Genomic DNA, 19,063 nt, shown 5'->3' on the forward strand with positions numbered 1-19,063 from the left:
GGAACTTCCGGTGGCCGCCGGGCGTCCTTCTGTGCGGGGCACGCGGAGGGCGCGGGGAGCGCGGGCATCGGACGACGGGGGTATCGGTCATGACGGTCACGCTGGCGGAGGAGATCATGCTGCTCTCCCTGGACGACGAGTCCGGGGCGACGAGGCAGCGGCAGGCGGTGGGCTGGGCGGTCGCGGGCGGGCTCCTGCTCGAACTCGTCCTGGCGGAGCGGGTGACGGTGAAGGGCAAGTACCTGGCACTGTCCGACGACACGCCCACCGGTGAGGAACTGCTCGACGGCCGGCTCGGGCTGATCGGGACGTGGCTGCGCGGACGCAGCAAGCGGCGGGTGACGGACTGGCTGACGAAGGACCAGGCGAAGGCGGTCGGCGCCGCCGTGGAGCGGCTGCGTGAGCGCGGCGTCGTCTCGGTGGAGGAGAGCAAGGTGTTCGGGGTGTTCCCGCGCCGCCGCTACCCCGAGGCCGACGGCACGGTCGAGCGGGCCCTGCGGGAGCGGCTCGTCGCCGTGGTGCTCCGGGGCGCCGAACCGGACCAGCGCACGGCGGGTCTGGTGGCCCTGCTGCACGCGGCCAAGCTGCACCGGCTCGCGTTCCCGGACCTGCCGCGCGGGCAGGTGTCGGCGCGGATGGCGGAGATAGCCGCCGGTCAGTGGGCGGCCGAGAGCGTGCGGGCCGCGATCCGCGACATGCAGGCGGCGATGGTGGCGGTCACGGCGGTGACGGTCGTCGCGGCGACCGGCTGAGGCCGCTCGTACGGGGCGTCCGGGGTGCCGGGCGCTGGGTGCAGGCTGCCGAGGGCCGGGTGCCGGGCGGGGTCGGTCAGGTCGTGGTCGGGTAGTCGTACGAGGGCACGTGCGGCAGTGTCGTGAGGTCCGGGCGCCAGACGCGCAGCACCCCCGCCGACGGGGCGTAGAGCGCGGTGGGGATGTCGGCCGGGGCGAACCACTCCCAACGGGCGATCTTGTGCGGCTCGGTGACCGCGGGGACGCCGTGCGCCGTCGTGGTCACGGCGGCCGCCGTCAGCCGGGTCAGGCCCGCCTTCGAGTCGATCTGCACGGAGAGCACGCGGATCCCCCCGGGGTCCGCCCGCAGGCCGGTCTCCTCGGCGAGTTCCCGGGCGGCGGCCTGTTCGAAGCCCTCCCCGGGGTCCACCTTGCCGCCGGGCAGCTCCCAGCGGCCGTCGTGCGCCTGGCCGAGCAGGATCCGGCCGTCCCGGCCGACCACGACCAGGCCGACGCCGACGACGGCGTTGGGCTGCGGGGCGGCCCGTTCGGGGCGTTCGGGGCGCTCGTCGGTGGGGCTCATGTGCGTCCTTCCGGTGAGGTGGTGGGCCGGGCGCGGACGTGGATCCGCTCGCCCTGCGGCCCGAAGAGGCTGAGGCATTCCGCCGCGTGCGGTCCCGCGTTGAAGAAGGCGTGCGGGGTGCGCGTGTCGAACTCGGCGACCTCCCCGGGGCCGAGGACCAGGTCGTGCTCGCCCAGCAGCAGCCGGATGCGTCCGGACAGCACGTACAGCCACTCGTAGCCCTCGTGGACGCGCAGTTCCGGCGGGGCCGCCGTGCCTTCGACGGCGGGGAAGACCTGCTTGAAGGCGTGCACCCCGCCGAAGTGGCGGGTCAGCGGCAGGATGGTGGTGCCGTGGCGGACGAGGGGGCGCGGGCGGATCCGCGGATCCCCGGTCTCGGGCGCGCCGACCAGCTCGTCGAGCGCCACCCGGTGCGCTTTGGCGAGCGGGAGCAGCAGCTCCAGCGTGGGCCTGCGCTGTCCGGATTCCAGCCGGGACAGGGTGGAGAGTGAGATTCCGGTGGCCTCGCTGAGCTGGGCCAGGGTGGTGCCGCGCTCCTGGCGAAGGGCGCGCAGCCGCGGCCCGACGGCGGTGAGCACGCCGGCGAGTTCCTCGTCCTGCTTCTCGGTGGCCATGGTTCCCATTTGCCGCTTCGGCAACAACATTTGTCAAGTCCGGCCGGGCGGGAAGATCCTCACCGTATGGACAGCGAGAACGAAGACATGAAGACGGAGCGGTTCGACGTGGTGGTCGTCGGCGGCGGAGCCGCCGGGCTCGCCGGGGCGCTGACCCTGGTCCGGGCCCGCCGCTCGGTGCTGGTGATCGACTCCGGGAGCCCGCGCAACGCCCCCGCCGCGCACCTGCACGGCTACCTCGGCCACGACGGGCGCAGCCCGGCCGACCTGCTGGCCGCGGGGAGGGCGGAGGTCACCGGCTACGGCGGGCGGATCCGGCCGGGCACGGTGGTCGCCGCGGACCGGCTGCCCGGCGGAGGGTTCCTGGTCCGCTGCGGGGACGGCTCGACCGTCCGGGCGGGGCGGCTGCTCGTCGCCACCGGTCTGGTGGACGAGCTCCCCGCCGTGCCCGGGCTGCGGGCGCGCTGGGGGCGGGACGTACTGCACTGCCCGTACTGCCACGGCTGGGAGGTGCGGGACCAGCCGTCGCGGTGCTGGCCGACGGCCCCCTGGCCGTGTTCCAGGCCGGCCTGTGGCGGCAGTGGACCGCGCGCACCATCCTCCTCGCGCACACCTGGCGGCTCACCGCCGAGGACCGGGAGCTGCTGGCGGCCCGGGGCGTCGAGGTCGTCGAGGGCGAGGTCACCGGCCTCCTCGTCGACGAGGACCGGCTCACCGGGGTGACCCTGGCGGGCGGGGGTACGGCCCGGTGCGGCGCGCTCGTGGTCGCGCCCCGGTTCACGGCCCGCTCCGGCGTCCTGACCGGCCTCGGGCTGCCGACGGCCGCCCTGAAACGAAACGGCCACGTCGTCGGCACCTGCGTCGAGTCCGACCCGGTGACCGGGGCCACCGCCCACCCGGGCGTCTGGGCGGCGGGCAATGTCACCGCCCCGATGGAACAGGTCGCGGGCGCGGCGGCCCAGGGGGTGCGCGCGGCCGCCGCGATCAACGCCGATCTCGTGGAGGAGGAGACCCGGCGTGCGGTGGAGGCCCACCGCGCTGCGGCGGGCCGCCGGTAGACGCGCGTACGCACAGGTGTGCGGGTTTCGGCCAGTGTCCGATCGCGCAGGCTCTGGGCGGTGTGATCGTCGTACGGTTCGTCGGCTCAGGGGGCGCAATGGCACATGTACTGGTCATCGGCGGAGGTGTCGGAGGGCTGGCGACCGCGCTGCTCGCGGCGCGGCAGGGGCATACGGCCGAACTGTTCGAACGCGATACGCGTGCCCCGGGTACCGCGCTCGACCGCGACTTCTTCGGCTGGCGTCGCCCGGCCGTGCCGCAGGCGAACCAGCCGCACGCGCTGCTGGGGGCGGCGCGCAGCCTCCTGCGCGACGAACTGCCCGACGTCCACGCGGAGATGCTCCGGCTCGGAGCGCGCGAGCGGCACGAGCTGGACTGGTTCGACGAACGGCCGCCCGCGCGCCCCGGTGACGAGGACCTCGTCATGCTCCAGGCCCGGCGGATCCTGCTGGAGAGCGCACTGGCCGGCGCCCTGCGCGCGGAGCAGGGCGTCGTCTCGCGGTACGGGGAACCGGTCACCGGGCTGCTCACGGCCCCCGGGGTCCGTGTGACGGGGGTGACCACGGAAGCCGGGAGCTACCGGGGGGACCTCGTGGTGGACGCGGGCGGGCGGCGCGGGGGAGTCGAGCGCTGGCTCACCGCGGCGGGCTGCCGGCCGCCGGTCGTGGAACGGCACCGCACGGGGCTCGCGTACTTCTGCCGCTGGTACCGGCTGCCCGACGGCATGGAGGAGGGGCCGCGCCGGCCCTGGGCGGTGACGGGCGGCGCCTTCGCCGGGTGCGCGGTCTTCCCCGCCGACAACCGGGTCTTCGCCGTGACCCTGTTCGTCCACACCACGGACACCACGCGCTCGGCGCTGCGCGACCCCGCCGTCTTCGAGGCCGCGGCCCGCTCCTTCCCGCCCGGCGCGGCCTGGCTGGCCCTCGGCGCCGAACCCCTGTCGGAGGTGCTGGCCACCGCGAGCCTCGACAACCGGTGGAGCGCGCTGGTCGACGAGCGGGGGCCGGTGGTGAGCGGGCTGGTGCCGGTCGGGGACGCGATCACGCACACCAACCCGACCCTCGGGCAGGGCACCTCGCTGGCCCTGTGGGCGGCCCGCAGGGTGGCCCGTACGGCACACCGCGACCCGTCGTCGGAGCGGTACGCCGCCGACCACCACGCCTGGGCGGTGCGCACCCTGAAGCCGTGGTTCGACTTCCAGGTCGTCGCCGACTCGGCCATCGGGGAGCGCTTCGCGACCCGGGCCGGGCGTACGGGGACGGCGCGCGAGGTGGCGGCGCTCTTCGACTGCGCGCTGGAGGACCCCGAGGTGATGCGGGCCCGGGCCAGGGTCCGCCACCTGGCCGAGGTCCCGGAGCGCGCGTACGCGGACCCCGAGATCCGGGCGCGCGTGTCCCGCTGGCTGGCGTCCCACCCGGACTACGAGCCGAACACGGTGGGCCCGGACCGCGCGGAATGGGAGAAGCTCACGTCGGGCTGACCCCGCCGGTCGGACGGCCGGATCGGCCCGGTCGGCCGGTCAGCCGGACGGGGGAGCGCCGAGCACCTCGGCGAGGTCGTAGCCCACGACCTCCTCCAGTTGGGCGTACGTGCAGCTCTGCGGCTGCCGGTCGGGGCGCCAGCGGCGGAACTGGGACGTGTGGCGGAAGCGGTCGCCCTCCATGTGGTCGTACTTCACCTCGAGGACCCGTTCGGGGCGCAGCGGTACCCAGGAGAGGTCCTTCTTGCCGGTCCAGCGGCTCTGGGCGCCGGGCAGGCGGGCGTTCTCGTGGGCCGACTCCTCGGTCCAGGCGGCCCAGGGGTGGCCCTCGGGGTCCGGCATGCGCAGGGGGTCGAGCTCCTCGACCAGCTCGGCCCGGCGCTTCATGGGGAACGCGGCGCACACGCCCACGTGCTGGAGGGCGCCGTGGCCGTCGTACAGGCCGAGCAGCAGCGATCCGACAATCGGACCGCTCTTGTGGAAACGGAAACCCGCCAGGACGACGTCCGCCGTACGCTCGTGCTTGATCTTGAACATGAGGCGGGCATCGGGCCGGTAGGGGAGATCGAGGGGTTTGGCGATCACCCCGTCGAGCCCGGCGCCCTCGAATCGCTCGAACCACTCCTGCGCGAGCGCGGGATCGGTGGTCGCGGGCGCGAGGTGGACGGGGGGCCGTGCGGTGGACAGGGACCGGGCGAGGGCGCTGCGGCGCTCGCTGAGCGGGGTGTCGAGGAGCGCCTCGTCGCCGAGCGCCAGCAGGTCGAAGGCGACGAAGCTGGCGGGGGTGGTCTCGGCGAGCAGTTTCACGCGCGAGGCGGCGGGGTGGATGCGCTCGGTCAGCCGGTCGAAGTCCAGACGCCCGCCGCTGACGATGACGACCTCGCCGTCGACGACGCAGCGGTCGGGCAGGTTCTCCTTCAGGGCCGCCACCAGCTCGGGAAAGTACCTGGTCAGGCTCTTGCCCGTGCGGCTGCCGATCTCGATCTCGTCGCCGTCGCGGTGCACGACGGCCCGGAAGCCGTCCCACTTCGCCTCGTACTGCATCCCGGGCGGAATCTTCGTCACGGACTTGGCGAGCATCGGTTTCACGGGCGGCATCACCGGCAGGTCCATGCCTCCGATTCTGCGGTGGTACGTCCGCGCCCGCCCGGTGTGCGCACCCGGCCGGACCCGCCTACCGTGGCGCACATGGGTGCTGCCGGCAATGCCATCGAGCTGGACGCGGGCGGGCGGACGGTACGGCTGTCCAGCCCGGACAAGGTGTACTTCCCCGAGCGCGGCCTCACCAAGCGGGACGTGGCCGAGTACTACCTGGCGGTCGCCGACGGCATCACGCGCGCCCTGCGCAACCGGCCGACGACCCTGGAGCGCTTCCCGGACGGGGTGGAGGGCGAGTCCTTCTTCCAGAAGCGGGCTCCGAAGAACCTTCCCGAATGGATCCCGACCGCCCACATCGCCTTCCCGAGCGGCCGCAGCGCCGACGAGATCTGCCCGACCGAGCCGGCCGCCGTCCTGTGGGCCGCCAATCTGGGCTGCCTCACCTTCCACCCGTGGCCCGTGCGCCGGGCGGACACCGACCGGCCCGACGAGCTGCGGATCGACCTCGACCCCCAGCCCGGCACCGACTACCACCACGCGGTGGCGGCCGCGCACGAGCTGCGCGCCCTGTTGGAGGAGCTGGGGCTGCGGGGCTGGCCCAAGACCTCGGGCGGCCGCGGCCTGCACGTCTTCGTCCCGATCGAGCCTCGCTGGACTTTCACCGAGGTCCGCAGGTGCGCCATCGCGCTCGGCCGGGAACTGGAGCGCCGCATGCCGGGCAAGGTCACGACCGCGTGGTGGAAGGAGGAACGAGGCGAGCGGATCTTCGTCGACTACAACCAGACGGCGCGCGACCGCACGATCGCCTCCGCCTACTCCGTCCGGCCCCGCCCGCACGCACCGGTGTCGGCGCCGCTGCGCTGGGATGAGGTCGATGACGCGGAGCCGCGCGACTTCGACATCGTGACCATGCCCGCCCGCTTCGCCGAACTGGGCGACCTGCACGCGGAGATGGACGACCACGCCTTCACCCTCGACGCCGTGCTCGAACTCGCCGCGCGGGACGAGCACGAACACGGCCTGGGCGACATGCCCTATCCGCCGGACTACCCGAAGATGCCGGGCGAGCCCAAGCGCGTCCAGCCGAGCCGCGCGAAACACGAGGACGCGCCGGCGCCCGGGCCCGAGGGAACCGCGTGACGGGGCGGGCCGCGCGGTGTTGATCGACCGTTGATAGGACGTTAATCGGGGACGGCCAGGATCACCGGCATGTCGATGAACACCGCTGACGCCACCGCCACCACCGCTTGGTACGACCTCGCCCTGTGCGCCCAGACGGGCCCGGGCTTCTTCTTCCCGGAGCCGGGTTCTTCGCTGCGCGACGCGAAGCGGCTGTGCGGGGCGTGCGAGGGGCGGGCGGCGTGCCTGGAGTACGCCCTGGCCAACGACGAGCGCTTCGGCGTCTGGGGCGGCCTCTCGGAGTCCGAGCGCCAGGCCCTGCGGACCCGCCGCGGCTGAACGGCGCCGGGACGCGAAGAGCCCTGGCGGAGCAGTGCTCCACCAGGGCGATCGGCCCCACTCCGGCGAGTGAGGGGGGAAGCGTCAGCCCTTGCGGGCCGCGAGGCGGGCCGCACGGGCGGCCAGGCGCTCGTCGAACTTGCGGGCCTCGGAGTCCAGGCCGTTCATGAACAGGCCGAGCTCTTCCTGGGCCTTCTGGCCCTCGGGGCCCAGGCCGTCGATGTCCATGACCTTCAGGAAGCGGATCACGGGGCTCAGTACGTCGTCGTGGTGGATCCGCAGGTTGTAGACCCCGCCGATCGCCATCTGCGCGGCCATCCGCTCGAAGCCGGGCATGCCGTGTCCGGGCATCCGGAAGCCGACCACGACGTCCCGCACGGCCTGCATGGTCAGGTCCGGGGCGATCTCGAAGGCCGCGCCCAGCAGGTTGCGGTAGAAGATCATGTGCAGGTTCTCGTCCTGCGCGATGCGCGCCAGCATCCGGTCGCACACGGGGTCACCGGACTGGTGGCCGGTGTTGCGGTGCGAGATGCGGGTGGCGAGCTCCTGGAAGGCGACGTACGCCACCGAGTGGAGCATGGAGTGCCGGTTGTCGGACTCGAAGCCCTCCGACATGTGCTGCATCCGGAACGCTTCCAGCTTGTCCGGGTCCACGGCGCGCGAGGCCAGCAGGTAGTCGCGCATCACGATGCCGTGGCGGCCCTCCTCGGCCGTCCAGCGGTGCACCCAGGTGCCCCAGGCGCCGTTGCGGCCGAAGAGCGAGGCGATCTCGTGGTGGTAGCTGGGGAGGTTGTCCTCGGTCAGCAGGTTCACGACCAGCGCGATCTTGCCGATGTCGGTCACCTTGGACTGCTGGGGGTCCCAGGCCTCGCCGTCCTCGAAGAATCCGGGGAAGTTCCGGCCGTCGCTCCACGGGACGTACTCGTGGGGCATCCAGTCCTTGGTGACCTTCAGATGGCGGTTGAGCTCCTTTTCGACCACCTCTTCCAGCGCGAACAGCAGCTTGGCGTCGGTCCACGCCTCCGAGCTGCCGAGGTGGGGAGAGGTGATCGTCACGGGTACTCCTGGGTGCAAAGCGAATTACCTACGGTTCCGTAGCCTACGGAGTCGTAGGTTAAGCCTGACATCAAGGCCAGCCAAGCCCTAGGTGGGGCTATGACCGGTTACGTCCCGTTATCTATGCAGTTTGAAGGGGTCCTGAGGGGGAAACGAGAGGTCAAAGTCATGCCACCAGGTGGCCCGCGGCCGCCGCCTTGACGGCCGGGCCGGGCGCTTGCGGAAGACGGCGGTGCCGCCCGCCGGAGCGGGCGGCACCCGGACGTGCCGGGTTCTGTGGTCCGGTCAGCCGTGCCACAGCGTCTCGCGGACCTCCGCGGCCGTGGTCTCGCGCAGCCTGCCGTCCAGCATCAGCCACCGGGTGATGCCGATCGACTCCAGGAACGGCACGTCGTGGCTGGCCACCACGAGCGCCCCCTCGTACGACTCCAGCGCGTCCGTCAGCTGCCGCACGCTCGCCAGGTCCAGGCTGTTCGTCGGCTCGTCCAGCATCAGCAGCTGCGGAGCCGGCTCCGCCAGCAGCAGTGCCGCCAGCGCCGCGCGGAAGCGCTCGCCGCCCGACAGGGTGCCCGCCGCCCGGTCCGCCCGGGCGCCCCGGAACAGGAAGTGCGCCAGCCGGGCCCGGATCAGGTTGTTCGTGGCCTGCGGGGCGAACCGCGCCACGTTCTCCACGACCGAACGGCTCTCGTCGAGCACGTCCAGCCGCTGCGGCAGGAACCGCGTGGTCACATGGGTGACCGCGGCCCCGGCCTCCGGGGCGAGCAGTCCGGCGACCGTGCGCAGCAGCGTGGTCTTGCCCGAGCCGTTCCTGCCCACCAGCGCGATCCGCTCCGGACCGCGCAGTTCCCACTCGCCCCGTACGTACGCCCCGTGGACCAGGCGCAGATCGCTCAGGGTCAGGACGCGCCGGCCCGGCGGGACCTGGGTGGCGGGCAGTTCGATGCGGATCGCGTCGTCGTCGCGCACCGCGTCCACCGCCTGGTCCAGCCGCTCCTTCGCCTGGGCGAGCTTCTCGGTGTGCATGATGCGGTGCTTGCCGGCCGACTCCTGCGCGGCCCGCTTGCGGGCGCCCATCACGATCTTCGGCTCGCGTTTGGTGTCGTTCATCTTCTGGCCGTACCGCTTGCGCCGGGCCAGTTTGGCCTGGGCTTCGGACAGTTCGCGCTTCTGCCGCTGTACGTCGGCCTCCGCGACCCTGACCATCCGCCCGGCCGCGTCCTGCTCGGCGGCGAGCAGCGTCTCGTAGTCGGTGAAGTTCCCGCCGTACCAGCGGACTTCGCCGTCACGCAGATCCGCGATCTGGTCGACCCGCTCCAGCAGCTCCCGGTCGTGGCTGACCAGGACCATCACCCCGGTCCAGGACTCCACCGCCGCGTACAGGCGGCCGCGGGCCCGCAGGTCGAGGTTGTTGGTCGGCTCGTCCAGCAGCAGTACGTCGGGACGCGCGAGCAGGAGGGCGGCCAGCCGCAGCAGGACGCACTCACCGCCCGAGAGTTCGCCGACGGTCCGGTCCAGGCCGATCCGGGCGAGCCCGAGCTGGTCGAGCGTGGCCAGGGCCCGCTCCTCCACGTCCCAGTCGTCGCCCACGGCGGCGAAGTTCGCCTCGGTGGCCTCGCCCGCCTCGATGGCGTGCAGGGCGGCCCGGGCGGTGCGGATGCCGAGGGCCTCGTCCACGCGCAGCGCGGTGTCGAGGGTGATGTTCTGCGGGAGGTAACCGATGCGGCCGGCCACCGACAACTGGCCGTCGGACGGGGTGAGTTCCCCCGCGATGAGTTTCAGCAGGGTGGATTTGCCGCAGCCGTTGAGCCCGACAAGGCCGGTGCGGCCGGGGCCGACGGCGAGCTGGAACCCGTCGAACACGGGCGTGCCGTCGGGCCAGTCGAAGGAAAGTGCGGAGCAGGTGACGAATGAGGGAGCATGGCTCATGGAGGCCTCCAGGTTGCGTGAGTGGTGCGTGCAACGCGGGGAGACGGCCGGCTGTCGGTGGCGGTGGCCGGTGTCTCGGACCTCAGACGAACAATGTCCTGCTCCGTTTCGGCGGCACGCGGCGGTGAAGGGCGTGCGCATGAGTGCGAGGGGCGTGAACGAAGCTACGGGCGGCCGGAGCCGCCCGCAAACGAATTAAGGCCGCCGCCGGTTCAGCAGGTGTCGCGCATCAGCTCGGCCAGGCTGTGGTCCATGTCGAGGTACAGGTGCTCCAGGCCGGGCGGGACCACCGTCGAGGCCCGCTCCAGGAACCGGTGCAGCTCGGCCGTCAGCATCAGGATGATCGCCACGCCCTCGGGGGCGTGGAACTCGATGGTGGTGCGGTCCCCGTCGTACGGCCGCACCCGCACGTCGCCGCAGCCGGACGGGCGGTCCAGTCCGGATTCGAGCAGCTCCCGCGAGAAGGTCCAGGAGACCTCGACGCCCTCCAGGGTGGCCGGGGCGGGGAAGGCCATGCGCACGGCGAACGGATCCGCACGGTCGTAGCAGAGGGTGACGGGAACGGTCTCGACCTTCGGCGCGGTGGCGACCAGGCGGGCCTGTACGGCCTGCTCGATGACAGTGATCAAGGCTCACTCCCTTGCGGCGGATCTGCTGCCGGACTGTGGGGTGGAACCCGGCAACCCGATAGACGCCGGAATCGGCAAATCCGTGCATGGGGGCTGACGTGACCTGTGTCACCGATTGGCCGGAAGCCGCCTGTGTGATCGCACAGAGTGACCGTCAGGGGGGAGTGGGGGCAGGAGGGCCGGTGCGGGCCGCATGCTCCGCAGGGGCCGGAGAAGGGCCGGTTACCGTTCACTCCACAGGCCCAAAGCAGGGCCCGGCCCGCCCTGCGGACGAGGCGACGCACCCTGGACGGGGCATCGGACGTGCGTTAGCTTCCGGCGCCATGAGACTTCTGGGAGTTGGCATGTGCGCGGCGGCTTTGACGGTGGGCTTACTGGCCGCGCCGGCCCACGCGTCCGGGGCCGGAGACACGGCGGAACTGCGCGGCGCGGGCTGGGCGCTGAAGGACACCGGCAAGGACGTGCGCTTCCGCGGTCTGGCCGCGGTGAGCCGGAGCACGGCCTGGGTCGCCGGCTCCAAGGGCACCGTCCTGCGCACGGTGGACGGCGGCCGCAGCTGGCAGGACGTCTCGCCGTCGGGCGCGGTCGCGGAGGGGCTGGAGCTGCGGGACGTCGAGGCCTTCGACGCGCGGCGCGCGGTGGCCCTGTCGATCGGCGAGGGTGAGGCCTCCCGGGTGCTGCGCACCGAGGACGGCGGCGCCACCTGGACCGAGACCTTCCGCAACCCCGACCCCCGCGCCTTCTACGACTGCCTCACCTTCTTCGACCCGTGGCACGGGCTGGCGATGAGCGACCCGGTGGACGGCCGGTTCCGCATCCTGTCCACGGACGACGGCGGACGCAGCTGGCGGGTGCTGCCGGACGCCGGCATGCCGCCCGCGCTGCCCGGGGAGGCGGGCTTCGCGGCGAGCGGCCAGTGCCTGGTCAGCGCGGGGCCGCGCGATGTCTGGCTGGCGACGGGGGGCGGGGCGACGGCGCGCGTGCTGCACTCGGCGGACCGCGGCCTGACCTGGCGCGCCGCCGAATCCGGCGTCCCGGCGGGCGACCCGGCGCGGGGCGTCTTCGCCCTGGCCTTCCGGGACCGTACGAAGGGCCTCGCGGTCGGCGGCGACTACCGCACCGGCCAGGCCTCCCCGCAGGCCGCGGCCGTCTCCGGCGACGGCGGGCGCAGCTGGCGCCAGGCGGCCGCCCCGCCGCCGGCCTACCGGTCCGGCGCGGCCTGGTACCCGTACAGCCGCGGCACCGCGCTGGCGGTCGGGCCGACGGGCACGGACGTGACGCGGGACGGCGGGCGCAGCTGGCGGCCGCTGGACCCCGGATCCTTCGACACGGTCGACTGCGCCCCGGACACGGGCTGCTGGGCCTCGGGGGAGAAGGGCCGGGTGGCCCGGCTGGAACACCGCTGACCCGAGAGGAGCACGGGCCGCCCCGCCGGCAGGGTGCGGACGGGGTGGCCCGGACCTCGCTACGCCGCCGGGTTCTCGCGGACCGTCGCGAGGTCGGCGGACGTCTTCGTGGCGATGAACTGCGTGATGCGGTAGGCGCAGACGCCCGCCACGGCGAAGGGGTCCCCGGCCGCGATCCTCTCGATCTCGGCGCGGGAGACCCCGCCGGCCAGGATCACGCCGCCGTCGCGCGGGACCTTGCGCCCCGACGCGAGGAAGACGCCCTCGGCGTAGTGGCCGTCCAGCCAGGCGATGTGGGCGTCCATGTGGTCTTCGACGGCTTCCACGGGCGCGGTGTAGGTGAGCTCCAGGACGAACATGATCGCCAGGCTACTCTCGCTCCATCATGACGAGGACGAAGACTCCCGCCGATGAGGCCGAGGCCCGGGCGATACAGGACGAACTACGCCATCAGGTCGTGCTCTCCGAGCCCGGGCCGCCCCCCGGCCGCGGACTGGTCGCCGGAGTGGACGTCGCCTACGACGACGAGCGGGACCTGGTGGCAGCCGCGGCCGTGGTGCTGGACGCGGCCACCCTCGAAGTCGTCGAGGAGGCCACCGCCGTCGGACGCGTCAGCTTCCCCTACGTGCCGGGGCTGCTCGCCTTCCGCGAGCTGCCGACCGTACTGGCCGCCCTCGACTCGCTGACCGCCGCGCCCGGCCTCGTCGTCTGCGACGGCTACGGGCTCGCCCACCCGCGCGGCTTCGGCCTCGCCTGCCACCTCGGCGTGGTCACCGGCCTCCCGGCCATCGGGGTCGCGAAGAACCCGTTCACCTTCACGTACGGGGAACCGGGCGCCGGGCGCGGTGACTTCGCCCCGCTCGTCGCCGCCGACGGGGCGGAGGTCGGCCGGGCGCTGCGGACCCAGGACCGGATCAAGCCGGTGTTCGTCTCCGTCGGGCACCGGGTGTCGCTGGACAACGCCTGCGCCCAGGTCCTCGCCCTCAGCCCCCGGTTCCGGATCCCGGAGACCACCCGGCACGCCGACTCCCTGTGCCGCCGCGCCCTGCGCGAGGCCGCGGGGTGACGTCCGCTCAGCGGGCGTCCGCCACCCGGAAGACGATGCCCGCCTTCTGGAGGCGGGTGATCAGCGCGTCGCCCATCGCGACGGCCGTCGTCAGCTGTCCGGCGGCCTCGGGCAGGGCGTCGTGGGCCAGGCAGAGCGCGGACTCGGCGAGCATCTTCGCCGTCTCCCCGTACCCCGGGTCGCCGCCCGACACCTCCGTCAGCACGCGCCGGCCGCCGCCCTCGCCCACGAACCGCACCGTGAACCAGCTGCGTGCCCGCCGCTCGGCGTCCGGTCCCCGGCCCGGCTCCCAGCGGTTCATCAGCCACCGCCGGGCCGCCGGGACCTGGGCCAGGGCCGCCGTCACGCCCACCGCCGCGGCGCCGCCCACCGCGACCGGGAGGTGCGTGACCGAGGCGTAGTGCCGGTAGCGGAAGTCCGGGCCGTAGCGCTCCAGCGCGGCCGCCGACCGGGCCACGATCCGCGGGTCCAGCGTGGGCAGCGGCAGCGCCCAGGTGCCGGTCTCCCGGCTGAACCGGGGCGCGCCGGCCGGTCCGCGCGCCCGCCGCCCCAGCAGCCGGGGCTCGTGCAGCCGGCGCTCCCGCGCGGCGGCCAGCGTCTGCGGGCCGCGGCCCAGCGCGGTCAGCGCCGAGGCCAGGGTCCCGCCGGAGAACAGGGCGTTGGACCGCATGAACCCGTCGACGCGCAGCGGCACGCCCTCGGGCAGCCGGCCGACCGTGAAGTAGGCCCCGAGGTCGGCCGGGATCGAGTCGAAGCCGCAGGCGTGCACGATCCGCGCGCCGGTCTCCCGGGCCCGCGCGTCGTGCTCGACGTACATCCGGTCCACGAACTCGGGCTCGCCGGTGAGGTCCACGTAGTCCGTGCCCGTCTCGGCGCAGGCGGCGACCAGCTCCGCCCCGTACCAGACGTACGGTCCCACGGTGGTGGCCAGCACCCGGGTCGACGCGGCCAGAGCCCGCACCGCCCCGGCGTCGGAGGCGTCCGCCCGCAGCAGCGGCACCGCGGCGCAGGCCGGGTCGATGGCGGCCAGCCGCTCGCGCAGCCTCTCCAGCTTGGCGAGGTCCCGGCCCGCGAGGGCCCAGCGGCAGCCGGCGGGCGCGTGCGCGGCGAGGTACTCGGCGGTCAGCGCCCCCACGAACCCGGTGGCGCCGAAGAGCACGATGTCGTGGGCCCGCTCCCGCGGATGGTCCTGCCGAGCCTGTGCGTTCATGACCGTTCCTCCCAGCTGGTGTAGGGGGCGAGGCTAGCGTGCGGGGAGGACGGGCAGCGCCCCGGGGACGGCCTGGGGCCGTTCCCGGGGCGCTGGGTCCGCCGGCTGCCGGTGGGTCAGTTCTTGTCGTAGTAGCCGAACATGTCGACGATCATGTCGATGTCGTCGTCCGACTGGTTCCAGAAGTCCACGATGCCCGTGTTGCCCGTGCTCGCCTGCACCAGGTTCGGGACGGTCTTGCCCGCGGTGAAGTTGAGGGTGGAGGAGGTGGGCGCGGCGGGCCAGGACTCCGAGCCGTTGTCGTACTGCCAGCGGTAGTTCGGGTCCGGGGCCACGGCGACGAAGCCGGGGCCGGCCGTGTTGGTGGCGGTGGTGTTCAGCACGTAGCCGATGTCGTTGGGCCACTGCGAGGCGAAGTCCACCCAGATGTAGCTGCGGCCCCACACCGGTCCGTAGACGGAGCCCGCGGGGTCGCGGGTGTCGAACACGCGCTTCGGGTTGAGGCGCAGGTACGCGCCCTCGCTCGCCTCGCTGTAGTAGCCGACGACGTCGACGATGACATCGGTCCCGGCCCAGGCGCCGTTGCGGATGTTGATCTTGCCGTCGGGGCCGACCGGGACGATCACCGAGTTGGCGATGGTCTGACCGGCGGTGAAGTTCACGTTGGAGGCGCTCGGCGCCGCCTGGCCGCTCGGGTAGGCGGTCAGGTGGCCGGCCTCGCGCGGGTTGGTGACGGTCACGTTGAGCGCCACGGCGGTGATGCCGGCCGGCACGCCGCGGCTGTTGCCGATCTGCAGGCCGAAGGCGGTCTGCCCGGGGACCTGGCCCTTGGCGGTGCCGAGGCCCTCACGGGTGTCGGCGAAGCGGACCGGGGAGACCGGGGTGTAGCCGCTGGCGGCTGCCTTGGCGAAGTAGCCGGTGACGTCGGCGATGAGGTCGATCGACTCCCAGCCGCCGTTGTACAGCTCCACGTAGCCGTCCTGGCCGACCGTGACGACCGCCAGGTTCGGCACGGTCTGACCGGCGACGAAGTTGACGTTCGAGGTGATCGGGCGCGTGGTGCCGGAGGGGAACGCCGTGACGTGGCCGCCGCTGGTGGTGTTGGTGACCGTGAGGTTGAGGACCACGGAGGTGACGCCCGCCGGGATCGAGCCGTTGCCGGCGATCTGCACGCGCGCCGTGGTGTACGGCTTGATCTTCGCCTTGGCGCCGCCGATGCCGCTGCGGGTGTCGAGCAGGCGGGTGGGGCTGTGCGGGGTGAAGTCCGAGCCCGCGGTCAGGATCTCGACCGTGTTGGTGACGGTCGTGCCGTCGGCGCGGTCCGTCGCGGTGACCGTGATGGTGTAGGTGCCCAGTTCCGCGTAGTTGTGCGCGGTGGTCATCGTGGTGCTGCCGTACGCGGTCTCGTTGCTCGTGGTGTCGTCGCCCCAGTCGATGACGACGTCGACGTACCGGTTCGGGTCGCTCGTGACGGTGGTGTCCAGCTCCAGCGAGTGGGCGGACACGTTCCACGCCGCGAGGTCGACGGCGAGGCTCGGGTTGGCGGCCTCCGCCTGCGCGGTGGCCTTCCCGCCGGACGTGCGGACCGAGCGCTCGGCGGAGCTCTTGAAGGTCTTGAAGTTCTCCGCCGCGGCCTTCTTCAGGTCCGCGTCGGGAACCGTCACGCCCTGCTTGGCGGGCGCGACCGGATCGGCCTGCGCCACCCCGGGTATGAGACCCATGCCCGCGGCCACGACGGCAGCGGAAATTACGAGTCGGCGATTGCGCACCGGCCCCCCCATTTTTCGTTTTTTTGAACTTGCTCAGGTTTGAAGCGTGATCAGAGTACATAGCCGCCTGCCGCGCCGAAAGGACTTTGATCAGCGGGTGGGGGCTAGCGTGAGGACCGGGCCCTCCCGGCGGGCGGTCGGTGCCGGTCGGTGCCGGTTCGGGGCAGATGTGACCGGCGGTACGCGGGAGGCGTTGATGAAGGCTGCGGTGCGCAAGTGGGAGGCGGTGCGGGAGTTTGCCCGTGGGCTTCCGGAGGCGGTCGAGGAGTATCCGTGGGGTCCCGAGGACTGTGTGGTGAAGGTCAACAAGAAGATCTTCGTCTTCCTCGGGAACGCCGACGGGCCGCAGCCGCCCGGCCTGTCCGTGAAGCTCAGGGACGAGGCGCTGCACGGGCACGCGATGTCCGCGCCCGGTGCGGAGCCCACCGGCTACGGCCTCGGCCGCTCGGGCTGGGTATCCGTCCCGCTGGGGGAGCAGGGGGCGCCCTCCGCGCAGGTCCTGTGCGAGTGGGTGGAGGAGAGCTACCGCACCGTGGCCCTCAAGCGGCACGTCAGGGAGCTGGACGCCCGGATCGAGGCAAATGGCTAAGCGCTTGCTCTTGTGCTGAGTGGAACGCGTTCCTAGCATCGCTGGTGTTACATCAGTTGTGTCACACCGTGCGGCTACGAATGCTGGGGGCTCGATGGCAGTGACAGGGACCGGCCCGCTCGCCGGGGTGCGCGTCGTCGAACTGGCGGGCATCGGCCCAGGCCCGTTCGCCGCCATGCTCCTCGCCGACCTGGGCGCCGACGTCGTACGCGTGGACCGGCCGGGCGGCGGCGGGCTCGCGGTCAACCCCGCCTACGACCTCACCAACCGCGGCAAGCGCTCCGTCCTGGTCGACCTCAAGTCCGCCGAGGGCCCCGCCCGCGTCCTGGACCTCGTCGAGCGGGCCGACGTCCTGATCGAGGGCTTCCGCCCCGGCGTCGCCGAACGGCTCGGCGTCGGGCCGGCCGACTGCCACGCCCGCAACCCGAAGCTGGTCTACGGCCGGATGACCGGCTGGGGCCAGGACGGGCCGCTCGCCCACACCGCCGGGCACGACATCGCCTACATCGCCGTCACCGGCGCCCTCGGCATGATCGGCGGCCCGGACGAGCCCCCGGCCGTCCCCGCCAACCTGGTCGGCGACTACGCGGGCGGCTCGCTCTACCTCGTCATCGGCGTCCTCGCGGCCCTCCGGCACGCGCGTACCCCCGGAGGCGCCGGCCAGGTGGTCGACGCGGCCATCGTCGACGGGACCGCCCACCTCACCGCGATGATCCACGGCATGCTGGCCGCCGGCGGCTGGCAGGACCGCCGCGGCGCCAACCTGCTCGACGGCGGCTGCCCCTTCTACGGGACCTACGAGACCTCCGACGGGCAGTACATGGCGGTCGGCGCCCTGGAGCAGCAGTTCTACGACACCTTCGTGGAACTGCTCGGCATCGCGGATCAGGCCCCCGCCCGCAAGGACCTGGCCCGCTGGGGCGAGCTGCGCGAGGCCGTGGCCGCCCGGTTCAAGTCCCGTACGCGCGAGGAGTGGACGGCGGTCTTCGAGGGCACCGACGCGTGCGTGGCCCCGGTGCTCTCCCTGCGCGAAGCCCCGCACCACCCCCACCTCGCGGCCCGCGGGACCTTCACCGAACACTCCGGGATCACCCAGCCCGCCCCCGCCCCGCGCTTCTCCGCGACCCCGACCCGCGTGACCTCCGCGCCGGCCCTGCCCGGCGCGGACACCGCCTCCGTGGCCGCCGACTGGGACGTGCCGGCCCTGCTCCCGAAAGGGGACCGATGAAACGCCGGATCTTCGACGCCGACCACGAGGCGTTCCGCGAGACCGTCCGCACCTTCCTCACCAAGGAGGTGCTGCCCCACTACGAGCAGTGGGAGAAGGACGGCATCGTCAGCCGCGAGGCATGGCGGGCCGCCGGCCGGCAGGGCCTGCTGGGGCTGGCCGTCCCGGAGGAGTACGGGGGCGGCGGGAACACCGACTTCCGCTACGCCGCCGTGATCGCCGAGGAGTTCACCCGCGCGGGCGCCCCGGGGCTGGCCATCGGCCTGCACAACGACATCATCGGGCCCTACCTGACCTCGCTGGCCACCGAGGAGCAGAAGCGCCGCTGGCTGCCCGGGTTCTGTTCGGGCGAGACCATCACCGCCATCGCCATGACCGAGCCGGGCGCGGGCTCCGACCTCCAGGGGATCCGCACCGGCGCCGAGGACCGGGGCGACCACTGGGTGCTGAACGGCTCCAAGACCTTCATCTCCAACGGCATCCTCGCCGACCTGGTGATCGTGGTCGCCAAGACCACGCCCGAGGGCGGGGCACACGGACTGTCGCTGCTGGTCGTCGAGCGCGGCGCGGAGGGCTTCGAGCGCGGCCGCAACCTCGACAAGATCGGCCAGAAGGCCCAGGACACCGCCGAACTCTTCTTCCACGACGTCCGCGTCCCCAAGGAGAACCTGCTCGGCGAGCTGAACGGCGCCTTCGTCCACCTCATGACCAACCTCGCGCAGGAGCGGATGGGCATCGCGATGGCCGGCATCGCCGCCGCCGAGCACCTGCTGGAGATCACCACCCGGTACGTCAAGGAGCGCGAGGCCTTCGGCCGGCCGCTGGCCAAGCTCCAGCACATCCGCTTCGAGATCGCGGAGATGGCCACCGAGTGCGCGGTCACCCGCACCTTCCTCGACCGCTGCATCACCGACCACGCGAACGGCGAACTGGACCACGTACACGCCTCGATGGCCAAGTGGTGGGCCACCGAACTGCAAAAGCGCGTCGCCGACCGCTGTCTGCAACTGCACGGCGGATACGGATACATGAGCGAATACCGGGTCGCGCGGGCCTTCACCGACGGCCGCATCCAGACCATCTACGGCGGCACGACCGAGATCATGAAAGAGATCATCGGCCGCTCCCTCCTCGGCTAAGACCCAGACCTCCCGAAAGGCT

The 19,063-nt window shown here is 73.0% G+C and carries 18 protein-coding genes and 1 pseudogene; 10 read left to right on the forward strand and 9 right to left on the reverse strand.

All coding sequences use genetic code 11. From position 1 onward, the window contains the following. Positions 1-89 precede the first annotated feature (89 nt). Positions 90-752, forward strand: coding sequence for a GOLPH3/VPS74 family protein (locus ACTVZO_RS32680; protein WP_443301744.1), 663 nt, complete (start codon positions 90-92; stop codon positions 750-752). Between the two features lie 76 nt (positions 753-828). On the opposite strand, the gene ACTVZO_RS32685 is transcribed toward ACTVZO_RS32680, so the two are convergent. Beyond that, entirely contained in the window at positions 829-1,314 is a 486-nt protein-coding gene (locus ACTVZO_RS32685) for a nucleotide triphosphate diphosphatase NUDT15 (protein WP_443301745.1), read from the reverse strand. Further along, entirely contained in the window at positions 1,311-1,928 is a 618-nt protein-coding gene (locus ACTVZO_RS32690) for a helix-turn-helix domain-containing protein (protein WP_443301746.1), read from the reverse strand. Before ACTVZO_RS32690 ends, ACTVZO_RS32685 begins: the two co-directional genes overlap by 4 nt. A 66-nt stretch (positions 1,929-1,994) precedes the next feature. Between ACTVZO_RS32690 and ACTVZO_RS32695 the strand changes: the two are divergent. Both ACTVZO_RS32695 and ACTVZO_RS32700 read left to right on the forward strand, forming a co-directional pair. Beyond that, a pseudogene (locus ACTVZO_RS32695) lies at positions 1,995-2,986 on the forward strand (NAD(P)/FAD-dependent oxidoreductase). Between the two features lie 98 nt (positions 2,987-3,084). After that, on the forward strand, positions 3,085-4,467 hold the full coding sequence (locus ACTVZO_RS32700) for an NAD(P)/FAD-dependent oxidoreductase (RefSeq protein ID WP_443301747.1): 1,383 nt from the start codon (positions 3,085-3,087) through the stop codon (positions 4,465-4,467). A 39-nt stretch (positions 4,468-4,506) separates the two neighbouring features. Here ACTVZO_RS32700 and ACTVZO_RS32705 read toward each other — a convergent pair whose 3' ends face one another. Continuing rightward, positions 4,507-5,580: an ATP-dependent DNA ligase gene (locus ACTVZO_RS32705; protein WP_443301748.1), complete on the reverse strand. Its 1,074-nt coding sequence runs from the start codon at positions 5,578-5,580 to the stop codon at positions 4,507-4,509. Between the two features lie 75 nt (positions 5,581-5,655). Here ACTVZO_RS32705 and ligD point away from each other — a divergent pair, with 75 nt between their 5' ends. Together ligD and ACTVZO_RS32715 are read left to right on the forward strand one after the other, a co-directional pair. Continuing rightward, the gene (gene ligD, locus ACTVZO_RS32710; protein ID WP_443301749.1) at positions 5,656-6,705 is read left to right on the forward strand and encodes a non-homologous end-joining DNA ligase; all 1,050 of its coding nucleotides are present in this window, start codon (positions 5,656-5,658) and stop codon (positions 6,703-6,705) included. Between the two features lie 69 nt (positions 6,706-6,774). After that, the gene (locus tag ACTVZO_RS32715) at positions 6,775-7,023 is read left to right on the forward strand and encodes a WhiB family transcriptional regulator (protein ID WP_443301750.1); all 249 of its coding nucleotides are present in this window, start codon (positions 6,775-6,777) and stop codon (positions 7,021-7,023) included. Between the two features lie 84 nt (positions 7,024-7,107). On the opposite strand, the gene ACTVZO_RS32720 is transcribed toward ACTVZO_RS32715, so the two are convergent. The 3 genes from ACTVZO_RS32720 to ACTVZO_RS32730 all read right to left on the reverse strand — a co-directional run bounded on the left by ACTVZO_RS32720 (position 7,108) and on the right by ACTVZO_RS32730 (position 10,634). Next, the gene (locus ACTVZO_RS32720; RefSeq protein WP_443301751.1) at positions 7,108-8,079 is read right to left on the reverse strand and encodes an acyl-ACP desaturase; all 972 of its coding nucleotides are present in this window, start codon (positions 8,077-8,079) and stop codon (positions 7,108-7,110) included. Positions 8,080-8,364: 285 nt separating this feature from the next. Further along, positions 8,365-10,005 carry an ABC-F family ATP-binding cassette domain-containing protein gene (locus ACTVZO_RS32725; protein WP_443301752.1) on the reverse strand — a complete coding sequence of 547 codons (1,641 nt, stop codon included), beginning with the start codon at positions 10,003-10,005 and terminating at the stop codon, positions 8,365-8,367. A gap of 212 nt (positions 10,006-10,217) precedes the next feature. After that, on the reverse strand, positions 10,218-10,634 hold the full coding sequence (locus tag ACTVZO_RS32730; protein WP_443301753.1) for an SsgA family sporulation/cell division regulator: 417 nt from the start codon (positions 10,632-10,634) through the stop codon (positions 10,218-10,220). A gap of 323 nt (positions 10,635-10,957) precedes the next feature. Between ACTVZO_RS32730 and ACTVZO_RS32735 the strand changes: the two genes are divergently transcribed. Further along, positions 10,958-12,040 carry a WD40/YVTN/BNR-like repeat-containing protein gene (locus ACTVZO_RS32735; protein ID WP_443301754.1) on the forward strand — a complete coding sequence of 361 codons (1,083 nt, stop codon included), beginning with the start codon at positions 10,958-10,960 and terminating at the stop codon, positions 12,038-12,040. A gap of 59 nt (positions 12,041-12,099) precedes the next feature. Here ACTVZO_RS32735 and ACTVZO_RS32740 read toward each other — a convergent pair whose 3' ends face one another. After that, the gene (locus ACTVZO_RS32740; protein ID WP_443301755.1) at positions 12,100-12,399 is read right to left on the reverse strand and encodes a YciI family protein; all 300 of its coding nucleotides are present in this window, start codon (positions 12,397-12,399) and stop codon (positions 12,100-12,102) included. Positions 12,400-12,425: 26 nt separating this feature from the next. Here ACTVZO_RS32740 and ACTVZO_RS32745 point away from each other — a divergent pair, with 26 nt between their 5' ends. Further along, positions 12,426-13,106, forward strand: coding sequence for an endonuclease V (locus ACTVZO_RS32745; protein ID WP_443301756.1), 681 nt, complete (start codon positions 12,426-12,428; stop codon positions 13,104-13,106). A gap of 7 nt (positions 13,107-13,113) precedes the next feature. Here the strand turns inward: ACTVZO_RS32745 and ACTVZO_RS32750 are convergent, their stop codons facing one another. Together ACTVZO_RS32750 and ACTVZO_RS32755 are read right to left on the reverse strand one after the other, a co-directional pair. Beyond that, on the reverse strand, positions 13,114-14,316 hold the full coding sequence (locus tag ACTVZO_RS32750) for a saccharopine dehydrogenase family protein (RefSeq protein WP_443301757.1): 1,203 nt from the start codon (positions 14,314-14,316) through the stop codon (positions 13,114-13,116). Positions 14,317-14,432: 116 nt separating this feature from the next. Continuing rightward, complete coding sequence (locus tag ACTVZO_RS32755; RefSeq protein ID WP_443301758.1) at positions 14,433-16,049, reverse strand: hypothetical protein; 1,617 nt, start codon at positions 16,047-16,049, stop codon at positions 14,433-14,435. 232 nt (positions 16,050-16,281) lie between these two features. Between ACTVZO_RS32755 and ACTVZO_RS32760 the strand changes: the two genes are divergently transcribed. The 3 genes from ACTVZO_RS32760 to ACTVZO_RS32770 all read left to right on the forward strand — a co-directional run bounded on the left by ACTVZO_RS32760 (position 16,282) and on the right by ACTVZO_RS32770 (position 19,041). Continuing rightward, positions 16,282-16,674, forward strand: coding sequence for an MmcQ/YjbR family DNA-binding protein (locus ACTVZO_RS32760; protein WP_443301759.1), 393 nt, complete (start codon positions 16,282-16,284; stop codon positions 16,672-16,674). Between the two features lie 94 nt (positions 16,675-16,768). Beyond that, entirely contained in the window at positions 16,769-17,902 is a 1,134-nt protein-coding gene (locus ACTVZO_RS32765; protein ID WP_443301760.1) for a CaiB/BaiF CoA transferase family protein, read from the forward strand. Beyond that, on the forward strand, positions 17,899-19,041 hold the full coding sequence (locus ACTVZO_RS32770; RefSeq protein WP_443301761.1) for an acyl-CoA dehydrogenase family protein: 1,143 nt from the start codon (positions 17,899-17,901) through the stop codon (positions 19,039-19,041). The genes ACTVZO_RS32765 and ACTVZO_RS32770 overlap by 4 nt, the downstream gene beginning before the upstream one ends. Positions 19,042-19,063: the final 22 nt, after the last annotated feature.

This window comes from Streptomyces sp. IBSNAI002 (assembly GCF_052244475.1).
Taxonomy (GTDB): Bacteria; Actinomycetota; Actinomycetes; order Streptomycetales; family Streptomycetaceae; genus Streptomyces.